At 32.7% G+C, this 20,274-nt stretch carries 16 protein-coding genes; 5 read left to right on the top strand and 11 right to left on the bottom strand.

Annotated elements, in window-relative coordinates; all coding sequences use genetic code 11:
• Positions 1–142 precede the first annotated feature (142 nt).
• Entirely contained in the window at positions 143–766 is a 624-nt protein-coding gene (locus phytr_RS06005; protein WP_106874959.1) for a hypothetical protein, read from the top strand.
• Between the two features lie 126 nt (positions 767–892).
• Here the strand turns inward: phytr_RS06005 and phytr_RS06000 are convergent, their stop codons facing one another.
• On the bottom strand, positions 893–1,309 hold the full coding sequence (locus phytr_RS06000) for a rhodanese-like domain-containing protein (RefSeq protein WP_158706901.1): 417 nt from the start codon (positions 1,307–1,309) through the stop codon (positions 893–895).
• Between the two features lie 152 nt (positions 1,310–1,461).
• Between phytr_RS06000 and phytr_RS05995 the strand changes: the two genes are divergently transcribed.
• Together phytr_RS05995 and cydB are read left to right on the top strand one after the other, a co-directional pair.
• Positions 1,462–2,844, top strand: coding sequence for a cytochrome ubiquinol oxidase subunit I (locus phytr_RS05995; RefSeq protein ID WP_199843764.1), 1,383 nt, complete (start codon positions 1,462–1,464; stop codon positions 2,842–2,844).
• A 9-nt stretch (positions 2,845–2,853) separates the two neighbouring features.
• Complete coding sequence (cydB, locus tag phytr_RS05990) at positions 2,854–3,876, top strand: cytochrome d ubiquinol oxidase subunit II (RefSeq protein ID WP_106874956.1); 1,023 nt, start codon at positions 2,854–2,856, stop codon at positions 3,874–3,876.
• Positions 3,877–4,174: 298 nt separating this feature from the next.
• Here cydB and phytr_RS05985 read toward each other — a convergent pair whose 3' ends face one another.
• Positions 4,175–5,140, bottom strand: a complete 966-nt coding sequence (locus phytr_RS05985) for a hypothetical protein (RefSeq protein WP_158706900.1) — start codon at positions 5,138–5,140, stop codon at positions 4,175–4,177.
• Between the two features lie 126 nt (positions 5,141–5,266).
• Here phytr_RS05985 and phytr_RS05980 point away from each other — a divergent pair, with 126 nt between their 5' ends.
• Positions 5,267–6,358: a phage minor head protein gene (locus phytr_RS05980; RefSeq protein WP_106874954.1), complete on the top strand. Its 1,092-nt coding sequence runs from the start codon at positions 5,267–5,269 to the stop codon at positions 6,356–6,358.
• 5 nt (positions 6,359–6,363) lie between these two features.
• Here the strand turns inward: phytr_RS05980 and phytr_RS05975 are convergent, their stop codons facing one another.
• From phytr_RS05975 to phytr_RS05935, 9 genes are all read right to left on the bottom strand, one after another.
• A complete protein-coding gene (locus tag phytr_RS05975; RefSeq protein ID WP_106874953.1) occupies positions 6,364–7,296 on the bottom strand; it encodes a hypothetical protein in 933 nt (310 codons plus the stop codon).
• Between the two features lie 490 nt (positions 7,297–7,786).
• Entirely contained in the window at positions 7,787–10,576 is a 2,790-nt protein-coding gene (locus phytr_RS05970) for a sodium:solute symporter family transporter (RefSeq protein WP_106874952.1), read from the bottom strand.
• 10 nt (positions 10,577–10,586) lie between these two features.
• Positions 10,587–11,027, bottom strand: a complete 441-nt coding sequence (locus tag phytr_RS05965) for a GNAT family N-acetyltransferase (RefSeq protein ID WP_106874951.1) — start codon at positions 11,025–11,027, stop codon at positions 10,587–10,589.
• Between the two features lie 177 nt (positions 11,028–11,204).
• Complete coding sequence (locus phytr_RS05960) at positions 11,205–12,170, bottom strand: ankyrin repeat domain-containing protein (RefSeq protein WP_106874950.1); 966 nt, start codon at positions 12,168–12,170, stop codon at positions 11,205–11,207.
• Between the two features lie 238 nt (positions 12,171–12,408).
• Positions 12,409–12,717, bottom strand: coding sequence for a DUF2672 domain-containing protein (locus tag phytr_RS05955; RefSeq protein WP_106874949.1), 309 nt, complete (start codon positions 12,715–12,717; stop codon positions 12,409–12,411).
• A complete protein-coding gene (locus phytr_RS05950; protein WP_158706899.1) occupies positions 12,696–13,253 on the bottom strand; it encodes an SDR family NAD(P)-dependent oxidoreductase in 558 nt (185 codons plus the stop codon). The genes phytr_RS05955 and phytr_RS05950 overlap by 22 nt, the downstream gene beginning before the upstream one ends.
• A complete protein-coding gene (locus phytr_RS05945) occupies positions 13,253–13,870 on the bottom strand; it encodes a phosphatidate cytidylyltransferase (RefSeq protein ID WP_106874947.1) in 618 nt (205 codons plus the stop codon). The genes phytr_RS05950 and phytr_RS05945 overlap by 1 nt, the downstream gene beginning before the upstream one ends.
• Before the next feature lie 46 nt (positions 13,871–13,916).
• Positions 13,917–15,179 (bottom strand): UDP-glucose dehydrogenase family protein, encoded by a 1,263-nt coding sequence (locus phytr_RS05940; RefSeq protein WP_106874946.1) that lies wholly within the window; start codon positions 15,177–15,179, stop codon positions 13,917–13,919.
• Between the two features lie 52 nt (positions 15,180–15,231).
• Entirely contained in the window at positions 15,232–17,844 is a 2,613-nt protein-coding gene (locus tag phytr_RS05935; protein ID WP_106874945.1) for an ankyrin repeat domain-containing protein, read from the bottom strand.
• 277 nt (positions 17,845–18,121) lie between these two features.
• On the opposite strand from phytr_RS05935, the gene phytr_RS05930 reads away from it, so the two are divergent.
• A complete protein-coding gene (locus phytr_RS05930) occupies positions 18,122–19,813 on the top strand; it encodes a hypothetical protein (protein ID WP_106874944.1) in 1,692 nt (563 codons plus the stop codon).
• The last annotated feature ends 461 nt before the right edge of the window (positions 19,814–20,274 follow it).

Below are 20,274 nucleotides of genomic sequence, written 5' to 3'. Positions count from 1 at the left end.
AAAATTTTGATACTACTTTATCAAATTATTCATGAGTTGATCTTTTATTTCATAACTTAAATTTAAGGAGCTAAAGTAGTGCCTATAATAATAAAATTTTGTATAATGTTTGCATCTTAAATAATTTAATAAAAGACATTTTATGAAATATGCAGATTTAAAGGATTTTTCTCTAATCCTCAACGAAGAAGTTCTTGATAAACACTTACAAGAAAGATCTAAAGCCGAAGTTGAAGTAATGTATAAACGATACTTAGATAGTATCAAATTTTTCATGATAAAGCATAATCTTATAGTTTCAGGTAAACTAAATCCAAAATCATCAATGATTCCTGATGACATAAATATGCTAGAATCTTGGATCAAAAATGGTGTTATTAAGATAATATATAATTCTAATTTGCATGATGCATGTAATCCGAAATGTGAAGATTTGAAAAAAATTCGCCTCAATTTTTCAGAAACTGATTTAAAACAATATGTAGAACATAGCATACACACGGAAGGCAAAAAGTATAAGAATCTCATAAAATTCATTGTGAAAAAGCATAATGATATGGTTAAATCATCAATTTCTAGATCTGAACTTCAAGATAAGGAGATATTAGAATTTTTGATCAAGAAGGGATGCGTTGAGCTGGATACTAAGCAAGTTAACTCAGATGATTTTATTGAGATTAACTCCAATACGTATATGTATCCAATTACATCAACTAAAGAATTAGGAGAGGCATCTAGTGATTCAAAAATTTTTGACGATATATAATTTAGGCTTTTAAAGTTTATTTATAGAAATTTGAAAAAATTGAGTAAGCATAGGTATGGTTAATATATGACTACCGGTACCATCAGTCGTAATGTCAAATTAATATATTATCTACAAGTCCTATTACTAACCTTTAAATATACTATATAACAAGTAAGATACGAGACTAACACCTACTACCAACAATAAGGTGCTTATCAATAAGTAGCTTTGAGATTCTGTGGATGGTTTATCTAAAGTGACCGTAGGTAACTCTTCAGTTCTCCAGCCAATAATACCTCCCATTAAAGAAAAAACTTCTAAGTTTGGATCTTGTGCTAACAATTTTTCTCCTGCAGCCATACTACGTTTGCCCGATCTACAGTATAACACTATCGCCTTAGATTTATTTGATAATTTATCTACGGATATTTCGCCCAAAGGTATCAGAGTTGATCCTGCTATATGCTCAGCTTCATACTCCTCAGCTTTTCGTACGTCAATCAGTAAAGCTTCTCCCTTTTCTAATAAATTTTTAAGCTCAGTTGCTATAATTGTTTGCATATTGTATCTATCTTTTGCTAGTTTCTCCCAATTATAAGAAATAAAATACAAATTTTCTAACTTTTTACTCTAAACTATTTCAAAATATTGACAACTGTTTTATTCATGCTTTATTATTTACAAAATAGTTAAGATATTAATCAAGATAAAAAATAATGTTTGATCCTATTTTTTTAGCTAGAGTGCAGTTTGCGTTTACTATTAGCTTTCATATCATATTTCCTGCTTTCACTATAGGACTTGGAAGTTTCTTGGCTGTGCTAGAGACTTTATGGGTCATAACCAAAAATGTTCATTATCGTGATCTGTATAAATTTTGGATCAAGATTTTTGCCGTAGCCTTTGGAATGGGCGTTGTATCTGGAGTTGTTATGTCGTATCAGTTTGGAACTAATTGGTCAGTATTTTCTGACCGTGTAGCTAACGTTCTAGGACCTTTGCTTGGCTTTGAAGTAATGACGGCATTCTTTTTAGAAGCATCTTTCCTTGGCATAATGTTATTTGGTTGGGGAAGAGTAAGTCAAACAATGCATCTTGTATCTACTTGGATTGTTGCAATCGGAACTTTGGTTTCAGCATTTTGGATTCTATCCGCTAACAGCTGGATGCAAACCCCACAAGGTTTTACTGTAGGTGAAGATGGACGTCTAATGCCTACAGACTGGCTGGAAATTATATTTAATCCATCCTTTCCGCCTCGTTACTTGCATATGATTGCGGCAGCGTATCTTACAACTTCTTTCGTTGTGGGCGGAGTGGGTGCTTTTTATTTGCTTAAGAAAAAATATTTGCCTCATGCGCGTATTATGTTAGGTATGGCAACAATTATGGCAACGCTTGTTGGACCATTGCAATCTGCCATTGGTGACTGGCATGGGGGTAATACATTAGAACACCAGCCAGCAAAAATCGCAGCAATAGAAGGTATTTGGGAAACAACTAAAGGAGCACCAATGTTGCTTTTTGCTTGGCCTGATCAAAAAGAACGCAAGAATTATTTTGAAATTGGTATTCCCGGTGGTGCAAGCTATATTTTAAAAGACGATCCAAATGCTGAGCTAAAAGGTTTAAACGACTTCCCGGATCACAACCCACCGGTTGCAGTTGTATTCTTTTCTTTTAGAGTAATGGTAGGGCTAGGCGTATTAATGATATTAATAGGAATTATTAGTACAATTTATTATTTTAGAGGCAAGTTATTCGAATCTTCCTGGTTACATAAAGCTTGGATAGCAATGAGCCCTTCAGGATTTATTGCATTACTTGCTGGTTGGTTTGTAACTGAAGTTGGAAGGCAACCTTGGAGTGCATATGGCGTCGTAAGAACAGCCGAAGCTGTTTCGCCGGCGATATTAGGTCCACAGGTTGCATGGTCATTAGCTGCATTTGTTATAATGTACACTTTTGTTTTTGGTGCAGGAATTCACTACATATTTAAGTTAATTAGGAAGGGCATGGTTGTTGCAGAAGAAAAAGATCAGTACTTAGATCATAGTATGGAGGCATCAGTTGTCGAAGCAATTTCTCAAAAGTAAGAATGATATATGTTTGATTTATCTAATTTTGTTGATTTACCTGTAGTTTGGGGCTTATTAATTGCAACCGCGATTTTACTTTACGTGATTTTAGATGGTTTTGATCTAGGAGTAGGAATATTGTTTCCTTTTGCCCCTACTGAAAAGTGTCGTGACCGCATGATGAATTCTATTGCGCCATTTTGGGATAGTAACGAAACTTGGCTAGTACTAGGAGGTGGTGGTTTATTTGTAGCATTTCCTCTTGCCTATTCTATCTTATTACCCGCATTTTATATGCCTATTATCATGATGTTATTGGGCCTTATTATGAGAGGAGTCGCTTTCGAATTTAGATTCAAATCCGACCTAAGCTATCGTAGATTTTGGGATTATGTTTTTCATTTTGGATCTCTTGGAGCTGCATTCTGTCAAGGAATAGTTTTGGGATCTTTTGTACAAGGCATCAAGGTTACGGGCAGAAGCTTTGCTGGAGGAGCACTTGACTGGGCTACTGGATTTTCGATGCTTGCTGGAATGGGGGTTGTATTCGGATACGCACTGCTTGGAGCCACTTGGCTAGTTATGAAAACAACAGATATAACCCAAGACTGGGCTCGCAGCGTTGGATCTTATGTATTAGGTTTTGTTGCTATTTTTATGGCTCTTGTAGCTATATGTTTTCCCCTACTTAATGATTTTATAGATAGATTTTGGTTTGATCATTCAAATGTTTTTATACTACTGTTCATACCTTTTACGCTTTCTAACCTTTTTATAAAATTATGGTTTGATTTGCATGATGCAAAACGAGAATGTCGTCCTTTTTTCATATCTTTAGGCATTTTTGCATGCGGATATATAAGTTTAATCTTAAGTATATTTCCTTGGATTGTTCCTTTTCATTACACAATTTGGGATGCTGCAGCATCTAAACCAGGTTTATCGCTAGTACTAGTTGGAGTAGCTATAACATTGCCTTTAGTTCTAGTGTATATAGGCTACTGTTATTATGTATTTAAAGGTAAAGCTTCTCATGATCGCACATATTAAAAAGTTCTTTTTGTCTTGTTCATTAAAAACAAGACAATGGATGTGGTTTATTACGCTATGGTTTGGAGGGTTGTTTACGGTTATGATATTGACATATCCAATTAAACTTTTAATTAAGTTAGCAAAATAAGATCCAACATCTTAAAGCGATCAACTATGCCTGGAGTAAAAATTTAAGTAATTTTCAAACCTTTTTTCTTAATTCCTGATTTCGTGGATATTGATATATCAAAAAAATGATCAGAAAGCATATAACCAACTTATTTGAATTACCTAATTTTTGTATAAAATAAGGGTATCAATCTTCAATATCTTTTAAATAGTGGACTTTATCACAAACGTAGTGAGAAAGGATATCTCTTACTTGGGGCGCATATTGTCCCAAGTTATAATTATTTTTATAGTAATCTTCGATGGCGTTAGAAGCTTTATCGAAAGAAAGTAAAATTTTATTATACATGATCACATTTTTTTCATTTCTATGAGCCCATTTTGCAAAAACTGAAAATCTCTCCTGGATAGACTGATTTGCACAAGGGCCATCAAATAAATCCATTTTAATATATATATCAGGATTAAAGCTTATAACGTCAATAAATTCTTTAGTCATTATATATGAATCGAAAGTTAGTGGGCCAAGCTGAGGGGAAGAAACGCCGCAATGTACTTTCCCAATTAAAGAAAAAAACTTGTTAAATTCATCAAGATGTCTTACGGATTTTTTAGCATTGACAATCAATTTACCAGGTCCATTATTAATTCGTAAATTATCTGGGTATTTGAGAACTAGCCATAGAGGTATTTTAAAATACTTATATTGATAATTCTCATCTTTATATGGGTGATGGACATCCCAAATTATTTTCTCTTCTGGAAGTACGCCCAGCATATCATCTGCCATACCAATACTTGATAATAAATCAAAAAATCTATATATTATGTTTTCTTCATCTAGCTCATTGTTTTTCCAGAATTGGTTCCAACGCCATTTAGGATCTTTTGATAAAATCCTCAATGCTGCCTTTGCCTTTAATAGGTCAGCCTTGGTCTTTTTGCTTTTATCAAATTCAATAAAAGCTTTATAGGTCCTAAACAATCTGTAATTATACCTATTCAGTATCTTCTTTAGCTTAGGATCGTCATAATCAATTGTAGGCTCACCTGAAAGCAGATACTGCACATCTGCTATCAGTTGCGACTTATACGAGCCAAAAGCACTACTACTAAAAAACAAAAACGCCATAACAGCTAAACGTATAATCATATGCATTTTTAAAGATATAAAGACATTGTACCATGATAAAATATAAAAGTAATATTTTTCCTCCTCTTAGCGCACGAGAAATAAAGTTTATAATCCTAAAAGTTAATTAAACTTTATTGGTAGCATATGTTTTATATAAATCTTTCAATGGAAGAGGCAGATATGCTTGTTCATAAAGGAAAAGGACCAATGGATCTGTGGAAGGAGAAGTGGGTAGAAGACGCTCGTGATAGAGTGCATAATTTAGACTTAGACATTCCAGAGCATGAAGAAGTTTATAATCAGCACGTAAAAACCTTCATAATGTTTAATGAAGTCAATTGGGAACCCGATGAAAAAGGATTTCCGAAAAAACCTATAATAAAACTTGAAGTCTATGATGATACAGCAACACCACCTAATAAAACCATAGGTTTTGGGTTTAATATGGATGCTCCTGGGGCAGAGCAAGAATGGAAAAAAGTTTTTGGAGATAAAGTATCATTTGAGAAAGTCCTTAATGGAAAAGAAATAACGAATGAACAAGCAAAACAACTACTTGATTATCAAATTATCAAACGCAGAGGCGAATTACAAAAATTTTTTGGAAAATATTGGGACCGTTTCAAGCCAAATGAAAAAATGACCACAGAGTCACTTTACTTTAATAACCCATCTTTGGTGAGGCGTTATAACCCAAAATCTGGCCGTAGCGAAGATACTAATTTCTCAAAAAATATGAAAAAGTACGTTGATACTAATGATCCTAAATATTTAAAAGAGGCTTATAAAGAAGTAAAATATAAATCAAATAAAACCAAAAACCCAGGTATTCAGAATAGGAGGAATAGAGAAGCTAACGCACTTGATTCAGATCAATGTCCTATGCGTTCTAAACCAAATGATGATCCGATTCCCCAAGGTACATCAATGAAAGCAGAAGTTAGCAAAACAGTTGTTCCTCGAGGCTTACCAAATACAATTTGCAAACCAAATGATAAATATTACATTTGGCGGTGTCAGCATGATGATAAAGTAAGACTTAAACATCAATTTCATGATGGCAAAATATTTGATATAGATAATCCACCTGATATAGGACATCCAGGAGATGATTACAATTGCCGCTGCATTCAAGATTTTAACATTCCTGATTTTGTGGATATTGATACATCAAAAAAGATGATCAGAAAGCATATAACCAATTTATTCGAATTACCTAATTTTTGTATAAAATAATGGTATCAATCTTCAATATCTTTTAAATAATGGACTTTATCGCAAACGTAGTGAGAAAGGATATCTCTTGCTTGGGGCGCATATTGTCCCAAGTTATAATTATTTTTATAATAATCTGCAATAGCATCAGAAGCTTTATCAAAGTAAAGTAGAATTTTATTATACATGATCACATTTTTTTCATTTTTATGAGCCCATTTTACAAAAACTGAAAATCTCTCCTCAATTGATTGATTGAGACAAGGATCTTCTGATGATTTATATTTAAAATATATACCAGGATTAAAGCTTATAATATCAATAAAATGTTTAGTCATTTGATAGGAATCAAAACGTTGTTCACCAAACTCGTTGGTCCAAAATCCACAATGCACATCCCCAACCATAGAGAAAAATTCATTAAACTCTTCTATATGTCTTACTGATTTTTTAGCATTAACAATCAATTTACCAGGGCCATTAGCAATTCGTAAATTATCTGGGTATTTGAGAGCAAGCCACAAGGGTATTTTAAAGTACTTATATTGATAATTCTCATCCCATCCCTTCTTTTCTTCAGGAAGTACGCTTAGCATATCATTTGCTATATAAAAACTTGAAAGTAAGTCAAAAAATCTCAAAACTATATTTGTTTCGTTTATACTAGTTTGCCAGTAACTATTTTTAGGACGATACGATAATATTCCCAAAGCTTTTTTTGCTTTTAAAAGATCAGCCTTAGTCTTGTTGCTCTTATCAAATTCAATAAAAGCTTTATAAGTCCTAAACAGCCTATAATTATATTTACTCAGGATTTTTTTTAGCTTTGGATCCTCATAATCAATCGTAGTCTCAGCTGAAAGCAAGTATTGAATATCTGCTATCAACTGTGCCTTATTTACTGCCAAAGCATTACTCTCAAAAAACAAAAGCAATATTAGAACTACGCGTATCATCATATATATTTGTAAAGATATAAGGAAATTGTATCATAGTGTATTCAAGATTTTAACATTCCTGATTTTGTGGATATTGATATATCAAGAAAGATGGTCAGAAAGCATATAACCAATTTGTTCGAATTGCCTAATTTTTGTATTAGATAAGCACTAATCAAGCTTTGAATTTTACTCCAGTAAGGCAGAAACATGCTCACAAATGTAGTGAGAAAGAATGTTTTTGGTGTAAGGGGCCTATTGCCACACGCTTCGAGAAACTTGATAATTCTTTCCTTTCTTTTATAGATTTAGCTTCTATGAAAGATTATCAACCACCTTCTTAACAGAGCCTTAGTGACAACACTGTTAACAAACTGGCTTTAGGCTTTTTGCAAATAAGACACCCAGAAGACTAAATAACATAATATATTGAGTATGTTATCGAGCAACTACAGTCCCTCTAGACCATATTTTATCTTCATAGTGACGAAAATGTAAAATTAAGTAACTTTTATCTCAACGGCAAAGTAACAGTAAATAACGTCCAGCTTTCTCCGTCACTCTCAGCTAAAATACTTCCCTGGTGAGCTGCGACAACTTTTTTACATAAAGCAAGTCCCATGCCCCTTCCGCCTGATGGAGTTCTGGTTTTAGAGCTAACCATAAACTCTCCAAATACTTCCAATAACTCAGATGGGGGTATACCTATACCACTATCTCTGACATAAAAACGTAAAAACCTAGGACCTAGCTTTTCTAATGTGATTTCAATTAAACCATGTTCACAGTAAGTAATTGCATTAATGATAAGGTTATCTAGCATTTGTTGTAAATAATATTTATCACCTTGAATTATTACTTCTTCAGATGGTAAATTAAGAATAAATTCTCGTTGTGATTCCGATTCTTCATAAAGTTTACGACAAATTTTAACTCTGTCCTGTAAAAGATGAGAAAATTCTACATTTTCAGTTTTTAGTTCAAAATTTGCATTAGTTAATTTTGCCAAACTTGCAAGGTTAGAATCAAAACTCTCTAAACGTACGAAGCTTTTATAAATAACCTCTGCAGCTTCTTTCTTATCCTTATCACTTAGATTATCAAAAGAATCATGAAGCATCTGTGACATAGCCATAATACCGGTCATGGGGGTATGATACTCATGCTGCATATTACGGATAAATTCAGATTTTAAGGACAAGGCATTTAAGACCTCTTTTTCTTGGGCTAGCAGTCTAGAGCTAAGGTGTAGTACTTTCTCTTCGATCAATGATTGACGTTCTTGTTTCGGTCTGATGAATACCATAAGCAAGCTACCTATAACCAATAAAGTATACATAAGTTTCAATTTAAGAGACATAATCCCTAAATTTAACGCTCCTGGTAAGTAATTATTGACAAAAGTAATAGCCACGATTGTTCCAGAGAAAAACATCACAAGAGCCCATTGCCATCTGACCAATATTCCTATCATTATTAGGTTAATTATTAGCATCATTACTTGAAATGTCGCAAAATTACTAATGATCGGGAATAAAACGCCTATAAAAATTAATCCATATAAGGCCACAGCATTCCATATTAAATGAGCTACTATTTCTTTCTTTTTCCAAGATTCAAGCCAAAGTGGATAACTGAGCAATGCAGTTGCCGAAAACAATACTGAAGGAGTAATAAACTGAAATAATTCTGGGAATAATAGCCGTGTAGTTTTAGGTATGGTTGACATATTGGAATACAAAGATAAGAAGCAGAATAGCCCTGTATAAATGTACATTAATTCATCATTGGGACTATTCTTTGCTATAAATTTTGAAAAGTTGAAGTTTTTAATTGATTCAATAAATTGTTTAAACTTCATACTCCTCTCGCGTTTTATAGCAATTAGGGGCGCTGGATCTTTGATGCCAATCCAACCACCTTTTTGCCTTAAGATATAATGGCTAGCAAACAGGAAGATAAGATTTGCTCCCATACCTGGTACTAAGCCTGGAATATGTTTTAAATTTAAAAATTTTTCCCAAATTATTACCGTAATAGCTCCTGCGGCCATACCAATAAGCACAGACTTACTTGTGCTACGAAAGCCAAACACAGCTAAGATAAATGGTACCGTTACTATTGGCATATAAAACATATTGGCAAAAAGTACTAGTCCTCTTAAACTATCATATATTACTAATGCTATGAATATTGAAATCATTCCTAAGAAAAATGAAGCAATGCGAGTAACGAATAATTCATTTGTAATTCTTATTCCTATCGGCTTACAAAAGTCATGCACAAATAATACTGAACTAGAATTGACATATGAATCAGCGGTAGACATAACCATTGCAGTAATACCGGCTAATATACAACCTATTAGTCCAGGGTAGGAATACTTAAATAAAGTGTGATGAATAATTTCGTCGTAAGTTAAATTGGAATTGGTAGAAAAAATTAGTACCCCGAGGAAGCATATTATTAAACCAATTAAATAACATGTCACTGCAGCTATACAAAAAGATTTTTGTACTTGGTTAATATTTTTTGCCATGCTAATTCTCTGAAAAGTAGCTGGTCCAAATCCTGGTATTGCTAAAAATAGAAAGAAGAAAAGAAAATAAAGGGATCTAGATCGTGTAAAATCAAATACCTGTTTATAGTCAAATAATTCGTGAGTAGTGACTGTTTTTAAGAATACATCTGGATCTTCTATCGTAGATAATATAAAAAAAGTCAAAGTTGGAATCATAATAGTGAAAGTTGCAAACTGAATTACGTCAGTGAAAGTTACAGATTTGATTCCTCCGAGACTTGAATAAATGGTAATAATTATACCTGAAATTAAAATGCCATACATTTCTGGCCAATTAAAGCAGTATCTGAGTAAACTACCAGAAACCTTAAGCTGCATAGCTATCATGCCGGCAGATGCGATAAATCCTGCTATTGCTGTAATTATCCTAACTCTCTTGCCATATATATCTCCCATAGCTTCTGCTATGGATAAGTTGTTCATAAACTCTCCCATACGAGGGGCAAAAACTAATCCTGTAAGAAGTAAACTGACAGCGTACCCTAATTCTGTCCAGATTTTATATAAACCATCCTTATAACTTTCGGAAAGTATAGCAAAAAAAGCTTGTCCACTAGCCCAGGTGGCCACAAGAGTAGCGGCAATAGCTGCTGTTGAGAACTTTTTATCCCCTATGGCATATTCTTTAATATTCGTAATTCCATAACTTGATGATAATCCAAATATTATGGTAACTACGAGAAAACCTATAAAAATCGCTATATCTATGTTTGAGATCATATTTTGTTTATTAATTATGAAGGAGTTTGGACATTTTAATGAACGGCAATTGTTCCAGATAAACAATACCGTCTTCTTTAAAACCTAATTTCATGTAAAAACTTACTAAATTTGGTTCAAGAGCCAACAAGCTAACGGTTTGAGTTTTATGTGTTTCTTGTATCATGCTGATTAGCTGACGCATTAACAATTTACCGTATCCTTGGTTTCTATATTTTTTTATTACAGCTATCCTACCTATCTGAGCTACGTTTGCTTGATATATCACCCTAGCAGTACCTATAACATGACCCTGGTGCAAAAGTACATAATGAGAGCTTGTGAAGTCTTGTAGATCAAATTCTGTAAACAAGAGTCTGCCATCTTCGCGAACAAAAACTTTATACCTAGCCAATAAGTAAGGTATAAAAAGCCAAAAGTTATAAAGATTCAGTTTGCAGACTAAAGCCATTTAAAACACAAAGATATTAATATTATACATTGTTGTATATCATATTATATAATATACATAAATTTTTGAATAATAAACCTCACTTTTAATTCTGTATCAGATTGAAATAGTAATCAAATAATTTAGTTGCTAATTTTTATTCTGGGTTAATAGATAAATTGCTTAATTTAACTTTCTTTACAACTCTTCTTGTAAATCATGACCAGATAAAATACTGCTATAGTAAATTCCACTATCTTCAACGTAACCTTCGGAGTTTAACTCAAAATTACTATTGTCAAAATCCACATGGTTATCTTTTGCCCATTCTAAAAGTTCACTAAAACTCCCCAAATCTAAAGATTCAGAACTAATAATTTTTACATTACCATCATCAGACAGAACAAATGCTACAGGTATTGTTTTATCCATGCTTTTTATCTCCACATCCTTAATTTTTATATTTTTCACAGAAGATTTTGAATTAAAAGGATTGTTATAATATTGTAACAAGCATTTAATTGATTCTGTTTGGCGATTTTGTATTCCAAATTGCAAAGGCGTTTGGCTGTCTTTATTTTTTACGTAAAGGTCAGCTCCATTTTCTACAAGGGAATCTATTAATTCACATCTACCAAACTTACTAGCAATATGTAGCATAGTTAAACCATAAGCTGCCTTTACTCCTGCAGTATTAATCCCTTCTTTACTTGACTCTATATACTGTTTTAAGTAGTAAATTGTATCTTCTTCGCAAGCTTTGAAATTGATTCTATTGAGTCTACCAAAACAATGATTCATCCATGCTTCTTCATATCCATCACTATATCCTAAATCATATTGAACAGAACTAGTTTCCTTATATTTATAAATCCCCGACATACTTTTCATATCTTCTTCATCTGCTTTACATTGAAGACTCATAATTCCATTTTCCTTAGGGCAATGCTTGAGCCAAGCAGTATAGTATGCATCCCAAAATCCATCCTCATAAGGATCAGTTTTTTCTACTGAGTTCGTATCATTTAGCTTAAGATCTATTGCTTTTGCATCTGCAAACATAATCTTAGAGTTAGTGATTTGTTGACCCAGGAAGTTTTGCATAAGGCTGTTATATAAGACATAAAGTAGTTTGGCTAGAAAAGCTAGATTATTTGTTTTCATAGAACTTATCTTATTAATTGGTTAAAAATATAAATCTTAACTAATTCATTAATGATCCTTAATTAAAGCATAGCTTATATAATAGTTTTTTGAAATAAATATTTGCATTCTATAGCAAATATCCAGAAATACTAAAATAATTAAAACGTTCTAGCGATTATTAGCAAAGCAGACAAGAACTCCTACTAAAGATAAATGTACAGGGAATATTAAAGCTTTATAATTGCTTTAAAGAAGCCTAAGATTTAAGAGAATTTTTTAAAATATCATAATAATGCTGTTTTATTTTTTCTAATGAATAATCACCTTCGTATTTCTGGTTTAAATTAGCAATTTTCTCTAAATAGAAGTTGATTTCATCACTGTCTTCGAGCATTTTTTCTTCTAAATCCTCAAGCTCTTCTTGTAGAGGTATAAAAATTTGATTCCCTAAGTCAGTTAAATATCTTTTTAGTTGATAAAAATTTCTAATCAAAGATTTTAAGTCTTCTGGTTTTAAGACTAAAACTCCAATAATAAAAGCTACTATAACTTCACTAAATGACATAAGATTTGGTTTAAACGATCTATCTTCATTTTAGTTGTCATTTTGGGTAAATACAAATTTTTAATTTTGACATTTTTGAAAGATCTTTTTATCAAGATACTAGCTGCTTCTAATGTTTTTTTACTCAGATAATAGGTAAAATGAGCTGTGGTGCCTCTTAGTAGCATTGCATCCAAGATGTTGACCACCCTTAGATTTTCTTTTTGATTGGATGCAATAAATCTTGTAAGTTTGATTGGAGCTAAAGCGTTGATTTTGACATGCTCAAAAAAATTTTCATCAGAAAAGTCACCTATAGCATCTGCCTTAAAGATCGCGGCATTATTGATTAAAATATCTATGGGTAAGTATCTTTCTATTTTGTGTAATAGCTCTTCAAACGATTGCTGTGATGTAAAATCTGCACAAAATGCATCCTTGAGAACACTGGGCTTATTGTTATTGTAATGACCTATAACTTCAATACCCCGAGCTTCAAAAGCTTCTACTATATGCGCGCCTAACTTACTAGTACAACCCGTAATAAAAGCTTTCATTATTTTAGCATCCAAAGTAAAAGCGGAGCAGAAAAAATTATACTATCAAACCTATCCAAAAAACCTCCATGTCCAGGTATTAAGTTTCCAGAATCCTTAATATCGCTTTTTCTCTTAAAGTAAGAAATGAAAATATCGCTAGCCTGAGCTACAAGACCGTTAATAAATCCATAAAACAGAGGATTTACAGATAAACTTCTCAATTCAAAAAAGTAATAACCCATATCCCAGATCATAGCAGATGCTATACAACCACATAAAAGACCACTCCAGGTCTTCAGAGGGCTAATCTTACGTACTAATTTGGGACCCCCAAATGTTTTTCCTCCTAACATAGCAAATGTGTCGGTAGCCCAGATACCGTAGAAATACAGCAAAGCAAAATGATAATTATAGAAAAACCTTAGATAAAGCAAACATAATATGGGCATTATTAAAATCAAACCATATTTGGCATAGCTGGTTTTATACGTCATTCTCCTCCACTCTATGCCCATAAATAGTCCTACAAGACCAATTAACACAACATATCCTTTTCTACTAAGTACAGTGACAAAGGTGAAGATAATAAATATAACTACAGAAGATAGAATTCGCAAATGTAGGTGACTATACATGTAAAAATTTTATAATTTTATAACAATAGGATTCAACTTACAAGAATTATAATGCAAAGTAACTAAACCCTATTTTTCGTAACTTGTGTTTATCTACAAGATTTCTTAAATCTATTATAACAGGCTTTGCCATTTTAGAGAAAATCAAGTTATAGTCTATATCTTTAAAATCTTCCCATTCGGTTAAAATTAATAGACAATCGGCACTTTCTGCTACTTCGCAAAGTGTTGTTGCGTAACGAATATCAGGTAAAACTCTTTTTGCATTATCCATCGCAGCTGGGTCAAAGGCAGTTATAATAGCATCTTTTAATAAACTGACAATTTTAATAGCGGGACTAAATCTAATGTCATCAGTATTTGCTTTAAAGCTTAAGCCTAATACCCCAATCTTCTTACCTTTAACATTGCCTACTATTTTTTTTATCTTTTCTACCATCAATCTTGGACGCTGACTATTTGCCTGGTGTACGGCTTTAAGAATATGATTGCCAGTGTTTTTAGATACATGTATTAAAGCACTTACATCTTTAGGAAAGCATGATCCCCCGTATCCAGGTCCCGCTTTTAATGCCCCCTTCCCGATCCTTTTATCAAGACCCAAAGCATAAGATAGCATATTAATATCTCCATCAAAATGGTGGCATAAATCAGCCATTTCATTGATGAAGGCAACCTTGGTGGCTAAGAATGAGTTTGCAGCATATTTAATCATCTCCGCAGTAGTAGTATCAGTTATGACCTTTGGTATATCTTTCCAATTTTCATATACCTTCAACATTTTGTCTTTGGCGTCAAGGCTACTGCAACCTATCACGATCCTGTCAGGATTTAAAAAGTCGTTTACCGCACTTCCTTGTCTTAAAAATTCTGGATTCATAACAACTTCATTTGCAAGAGCTAATTTTTCCAAATATTTTTTTATATCTTTGCATGTATTTGGAGGTACCGTTGATTTAATGACTAAAATGGCATCTTTTTTGATTAATTTAGAAACTTGATCAATTGCGCCATAAAGATATGATAAGTTGGCACTTCCATTTGGTAAATCAGGAGTACCGACAGCCAAAAATATTGCCTCTGAATCAGCTATAGAATTGTATTTAGTAGAAAATGTTAAGGTATTCTTTCTAATACCAGATGATATTTGTTCTTCAAGAAGGGGTTCATAGATAGGCGATTTGCCTGTGGATAAAAGTTTAATTTTTTCTGCATCTATGTCAATGCAGCAAGTATTAAGTCCATTATTGCTAAATACAGCTCCAGCAACAAGACCTACGTAACCTGTACCAATTATGCTAATTTTCATGTTTTAATTTAGAATTTTAGCAGACAAAAATTTAGATGACAACTTTGATTTGTTAGGTTGTAACTTCACTCTCATTGTCAATAGATGTCCCAGCTTGTTGTACTTCAGGAGCATCGTCTGAATCTTGAATAGTCTGAGTTTGCCCTGTCAGACCCTCTATAGCAATACCAGATTTGGAAACTTCAAGAAGCTTATGACCTTCATATTTTAAATATCCAATAATATGTTTTATTACGTTAGCATCAGAGTTATCAAGACCAGATTTTGATAATAGATACTTAAAATGATCCTCAGATAAAGCTGAATACTCATCCTCTACGTAAGACAATAAATTTTCGCATGATTTCATCAATGCTTTTTTCGTATCAAGAAAATCAAAATAGTTTGGATCGTTTAAAATGTTTTTTAATGATTTAATGATATCACGTAAATCTTCTAGTTTAGAATATTCCTTTTTTTCTTTTTTAAACTGATCAACTTGCTCAGATACTTTTTTGAAAGCTTCTTGATAAACTCTATGATCCTTTACTACTACCCAAGTTTTAGGATCAAGCAATTTAACCATTATGCGCATAAATACTATCTGATCAGTTTTATTAATTATCGTTATAAGATTCTCAAACTGCTTAAAATCTATAGGAACAAAATCTAACAGTTTGGAGATTACTTTGAAATTCCTCTTTTCTATCGCATAATCTAAAGGAACTTTTCCCTTGTTCATCGTAATAGGTAATGAGCTTTCATCTTTGTCGATTAAGGCCAGTGCTATAGGTGTTTGGTTATGCTCTATTGCCATACTTAGAGAGTTAAGTCCTTTATTATTTTCTTGAAGAATATCAAAATCATTTTTTATTAGGTAAAGAGCTGTAAGAGTCGCCCCACAGCCGATGGCACAGTGTAGTAGATTTCGTGGACGATGCGTAAATTCTTCTTTCATTTGAAAAGTTGCGCCTTTATCTAATAACTCTTCTAATCCATCGATCATAGAACCTATTGCTGCTTTATCTGCAGGAGTTTCTCCATATTTATCAGGGGTATCAATCTTACTTCCATATTTAATCAATAACTTCACCATATCTTTAACTCCGTAATGTATGTAATGTAAAGGAATGCGCCCTTGGTTATCACAAATGTTTACTGAATCAGGAAATTTTTCTAAAAACACGGAGCATCTCTCAAGACCTCCTGTTTTAACGGCTAGGTGTAAAGGGAGGCGCCCTTCTTTATCTGCGCAAGAGAAAGCGTCAGGGTATTTTTGTAAAATATTTTCAAAAGTTTCTACGTTCACATTTCGATGCTTTGCTGCTATATGAAGGAGATTTTGCCCTAAATGGTTAGGATTATTCACTTCTGCTTTATTTAGTATATGCTGAAGCAAGTCTGGAGACCATCTGCTATAAGGCGGGGCATCAAATATAATTGTATCAAAGGTATTTTCATTATTATCAGATATATTGACATCTGCTCCATTTGCTAGTAGCCTGTCCAAAACGTCCATATCTTTGTCATGTCGAAAACGCTCCTCTGCATTTAAATATACATCTAGTGCTTTTCTGAAAGCCGTTTGACCATAACAATCTCTATCATTAATATCAATACCTTTTGCTAAGAGTCTATTTATGATATTAACTTTTACTTCTGGTGACATGTAATATATCTCCATAGCTTTATGTAAAGGGTTTTTACCTTGTTTATCGGTGACCTTTACCTTAGCATCATGCGCAAAAAGTAAATCAATCAGCAGAATTTTATCTGCGGGTTCTAATTCTGCATGCATAACTTTATGCAATGGATACCTACCATTATTATCTGATAAATTAACATCGCACCCTAGCTTAATTAAAGCCTCAGCAGTATCTTTTTGGCTATATTCTAGAGCTAAGTGTAAAGCACTCTTACCCTGTTCATCTTGGGCGTTAATATCAAAACCTAGTCTTGTTAAAATATCTAGCATATCGCAATCTGCTCTTAATGCTGGATAATTAGAGTTCACTGGCAAATTTTCAGCTAACTCTAAACAGGCAATATCAGCACCTTTGTCAATTAATTTTTTAAATAAATCTTTATGACCATTTCTGAATGCATAATATAAGGGAGGTTTTTTATAACAAACGCCTGTAGCGTGTATATTGATTTCGATCTCACGATCTATTAAATCAGAGATGCTAGGAGATCCTGCTTTAATTAAATGGATAATCAGATCTTGATCTGAAAGTAAGGTATCAAAATCTTCTGCTTGTAGAAGATCTTTGCATTTAACATCAAGGATTTTCTCCAATGTATCATTTGGATATTTCAAATTAGAACATTTTTCTTTTGCATATTCCAATGGACTTTTGCCTTGATCATCTTTTAAATCATATCCCACTTGTTTCGTATCTAACAGCTCGCTTAGTATACTTTCCTTCTGAAAAAAACCTCCTTCTAAAACTACTTTATGCAAAGCATTTTGATTGTTATGATCTTTGGCTTTTAGGTCACATCCAGCTTCTATTAAAACTCGCACAGCTGATAAATAACCTTTTTTAGAGAGTATAAGCAGAGGAGTTTGACCTTGGGCATCCTTTATTTCTATGTTTGCTCCCCGAGATATAAGATCCCTGATCGATAATATATCGCCCCTATTTACTGCATCTAAAAAGTCATTATTTAATGATTCATTCATTCTGATACCCTTAAAATCAAGTTTATATTTATATAATATACCAAAGTTTTCTCAAAAGTTCTAAGAAAATATTAAATATAAATAAAAAATTAAGATTAATATTAGGACTTGTGTGGAATTCTAAGTTAAAAAACTTTCAACAAGATTCGTGGGTTGTTAAAAAATAAGCATTTGAGATTTTTAAACAAATAAAAAATTAAATAATAATTTTTACAGTGTTTTTATTATTATAAATGCTTCTGCTGGTTTATGGTGGGGAATAATAAGTTGTTTTTTTATGACCCTCTATTCTTACTTACAAGAAACATATAAACAATATGATTTAGACCACAAGGGGCGCTTTTTGGCAAATGCTATTAAGAAAGCAAACAAGGATAAAGTCCTTTTGTTAAATAAAAACTATTGGATTAATGTCGCTTCTGAGCTTTTAAATGATCCAACTGTGCCTACTTATTATGTACCTATTAGGGAAGTAATTAAATGTTTAGAAAAAGGTAATTTAACTTTAGCTATAAAATTGTATCTTCATGCCGAAAATAATGAGGTGCATAATAGAGCTGGGGAGTTGCTAAATGAATTGACCGATACGGCGCAAGGTAATTATCAGGCATTAGAGCAAATAGAAGAAATAAAACGTTCCCTTGGTATTATAACTTTCATCAAGAATATACAGGATCTAAGAAAGCATGGATGCTCATCAAAAGATATCAAAGACTTTACTTTTTATCATTGGTTAGAGAAATCTAATTTGGATGACATAGACAATATTGTTTCAATATGGCAAACTTTAGATTTTATTTTGGAACAAGAGTTAAATACGAAAGAAAATATACTTGAGTCTTTGCCGCATTTTAGAAAAATCATATCCAATCATCATTCAAACTTACTGCATGAAGTAGTAGAAAATGAAAAACTAGAAGAAGAAATTTTATGCGCTCGTTTCCCATATGACATTATTAAGAGCAAGGATGGAGGGATTAATATTGCGCTAACCCTTGGTTTGGCAGAGGATTCATTTGCCGAATTAGAGGAGCAAAATATCGATCTAGCTCCAGATGACTACGATAAAGATTCAAGGGTACCACCCATGATAAACAAAAAAGTATACATGTATGATAGTGCCAAGAATATCCACAAAACTAATGATGCACCTCCGAAACTAGATGAAAAATCTCCAAGTATGAAAGGATCATTTTTCGGTCGTAGTTTAAAAAACTTTTTTTTTGGTTCAGTGAAAAATTTTGTAGAATCACCAGATGTAAATATTCCAAATCTTCATTCTGCTAATAGTTATAAAATATCAAAGTTAGATCTAATGGAAATGGACGAATCTAATAGGGATGATAATTTGAGTAAATTACATACCAAATTTGCTGAAGGCTCAACCAATTCATCAGGTCTATATGATACTGTAGATATTGGTGCTTATGACGCTTCAAGAGTAAATAAATTAAACAAAACGCTTGTTTTTAAAAATGATGAGCATGATACTCACGAATCTTCTGGACATGACCATATGAAGCATCTTGAGGCCCCTAAAAAGCCAGGGCTGATGCAAAAGTTTTTTAGTCGTAGCTTTAAGGTTGCTGCTAATGATGATGTTACGCAGCAAAAATCAAAGGAAAACAACCCAGGTTCTTTTTATAGAAGGGGCGGCATAAGTATGAAAAAAATGCATGATATAGAAGAGGGGGATGAAAATGATTTAAGTATAGTAGACTTATACGAAACATATCGTCAATCACAAACTTTAGCCCAACTAACTGATTGTGATGAAGAGAAAAAAGATAAAAAGGGAGTGACTAATCAAGCCAAACATGTAAATTTTCCAAGTAAACATTTAGATGATGCTTGTGCTTTTACTAAAGATTTAGATAATGTCTCTGATGTTGATGACAATAGACATATCGCAAAAGATTTTCTAAGTTACGATGCAATGGTTAGACTTTCTGGTGATATAGAGGATTAGAATATGTTCTTAAAGTACTAATAATTAAAAAATTTTTATACAAATCTCTCTCTCAAGTTAATGCTAATATTTTTGCAAGTTATCAAGATAATAAAAAACGATTTTGCTTATACTAGGCACTGTTAACAAACTAGTTATTTTTGAGGATTTTTTAGGAGCAAGCGCGCAGAGAACTGGATAATACTAAACGTATTTGAGTAGGATATCGCACGACTGTGACGTTAAAAATACCAAAAAGAACCGGTTTGTTAGCAGTGCCTACTTAGCTCAAAGAGGGGAAGTTTTTGTGGGGCTCATTTAGTCTACAATAGCGTTCTAATTATTGTAGATTAAATAGCTATGGTTCTTTGGTTGATGAATAATAGATACATTTAAAGTATTTTTTATATCAAAACATGATTTTTACTATAGAAAATTTAGATTTAGGATTATAGAATGTACACGGTTGGATAAAATATCTT

The sequence above is a fragment of the Candidatus Phycorickettsia trachydisci genome (assembly GCF_003015145.1).
Classification (GTDB): Bacteria; Pseudomonadota; Alphaproteobacteria; order Rickettsiales; family Rickettsiaceae; genus Phycorickettsia; species Phycorickettsia trachydisci.
This window is presented reverse-complemented; position numbering and strand designations above follow the sequence as displayed.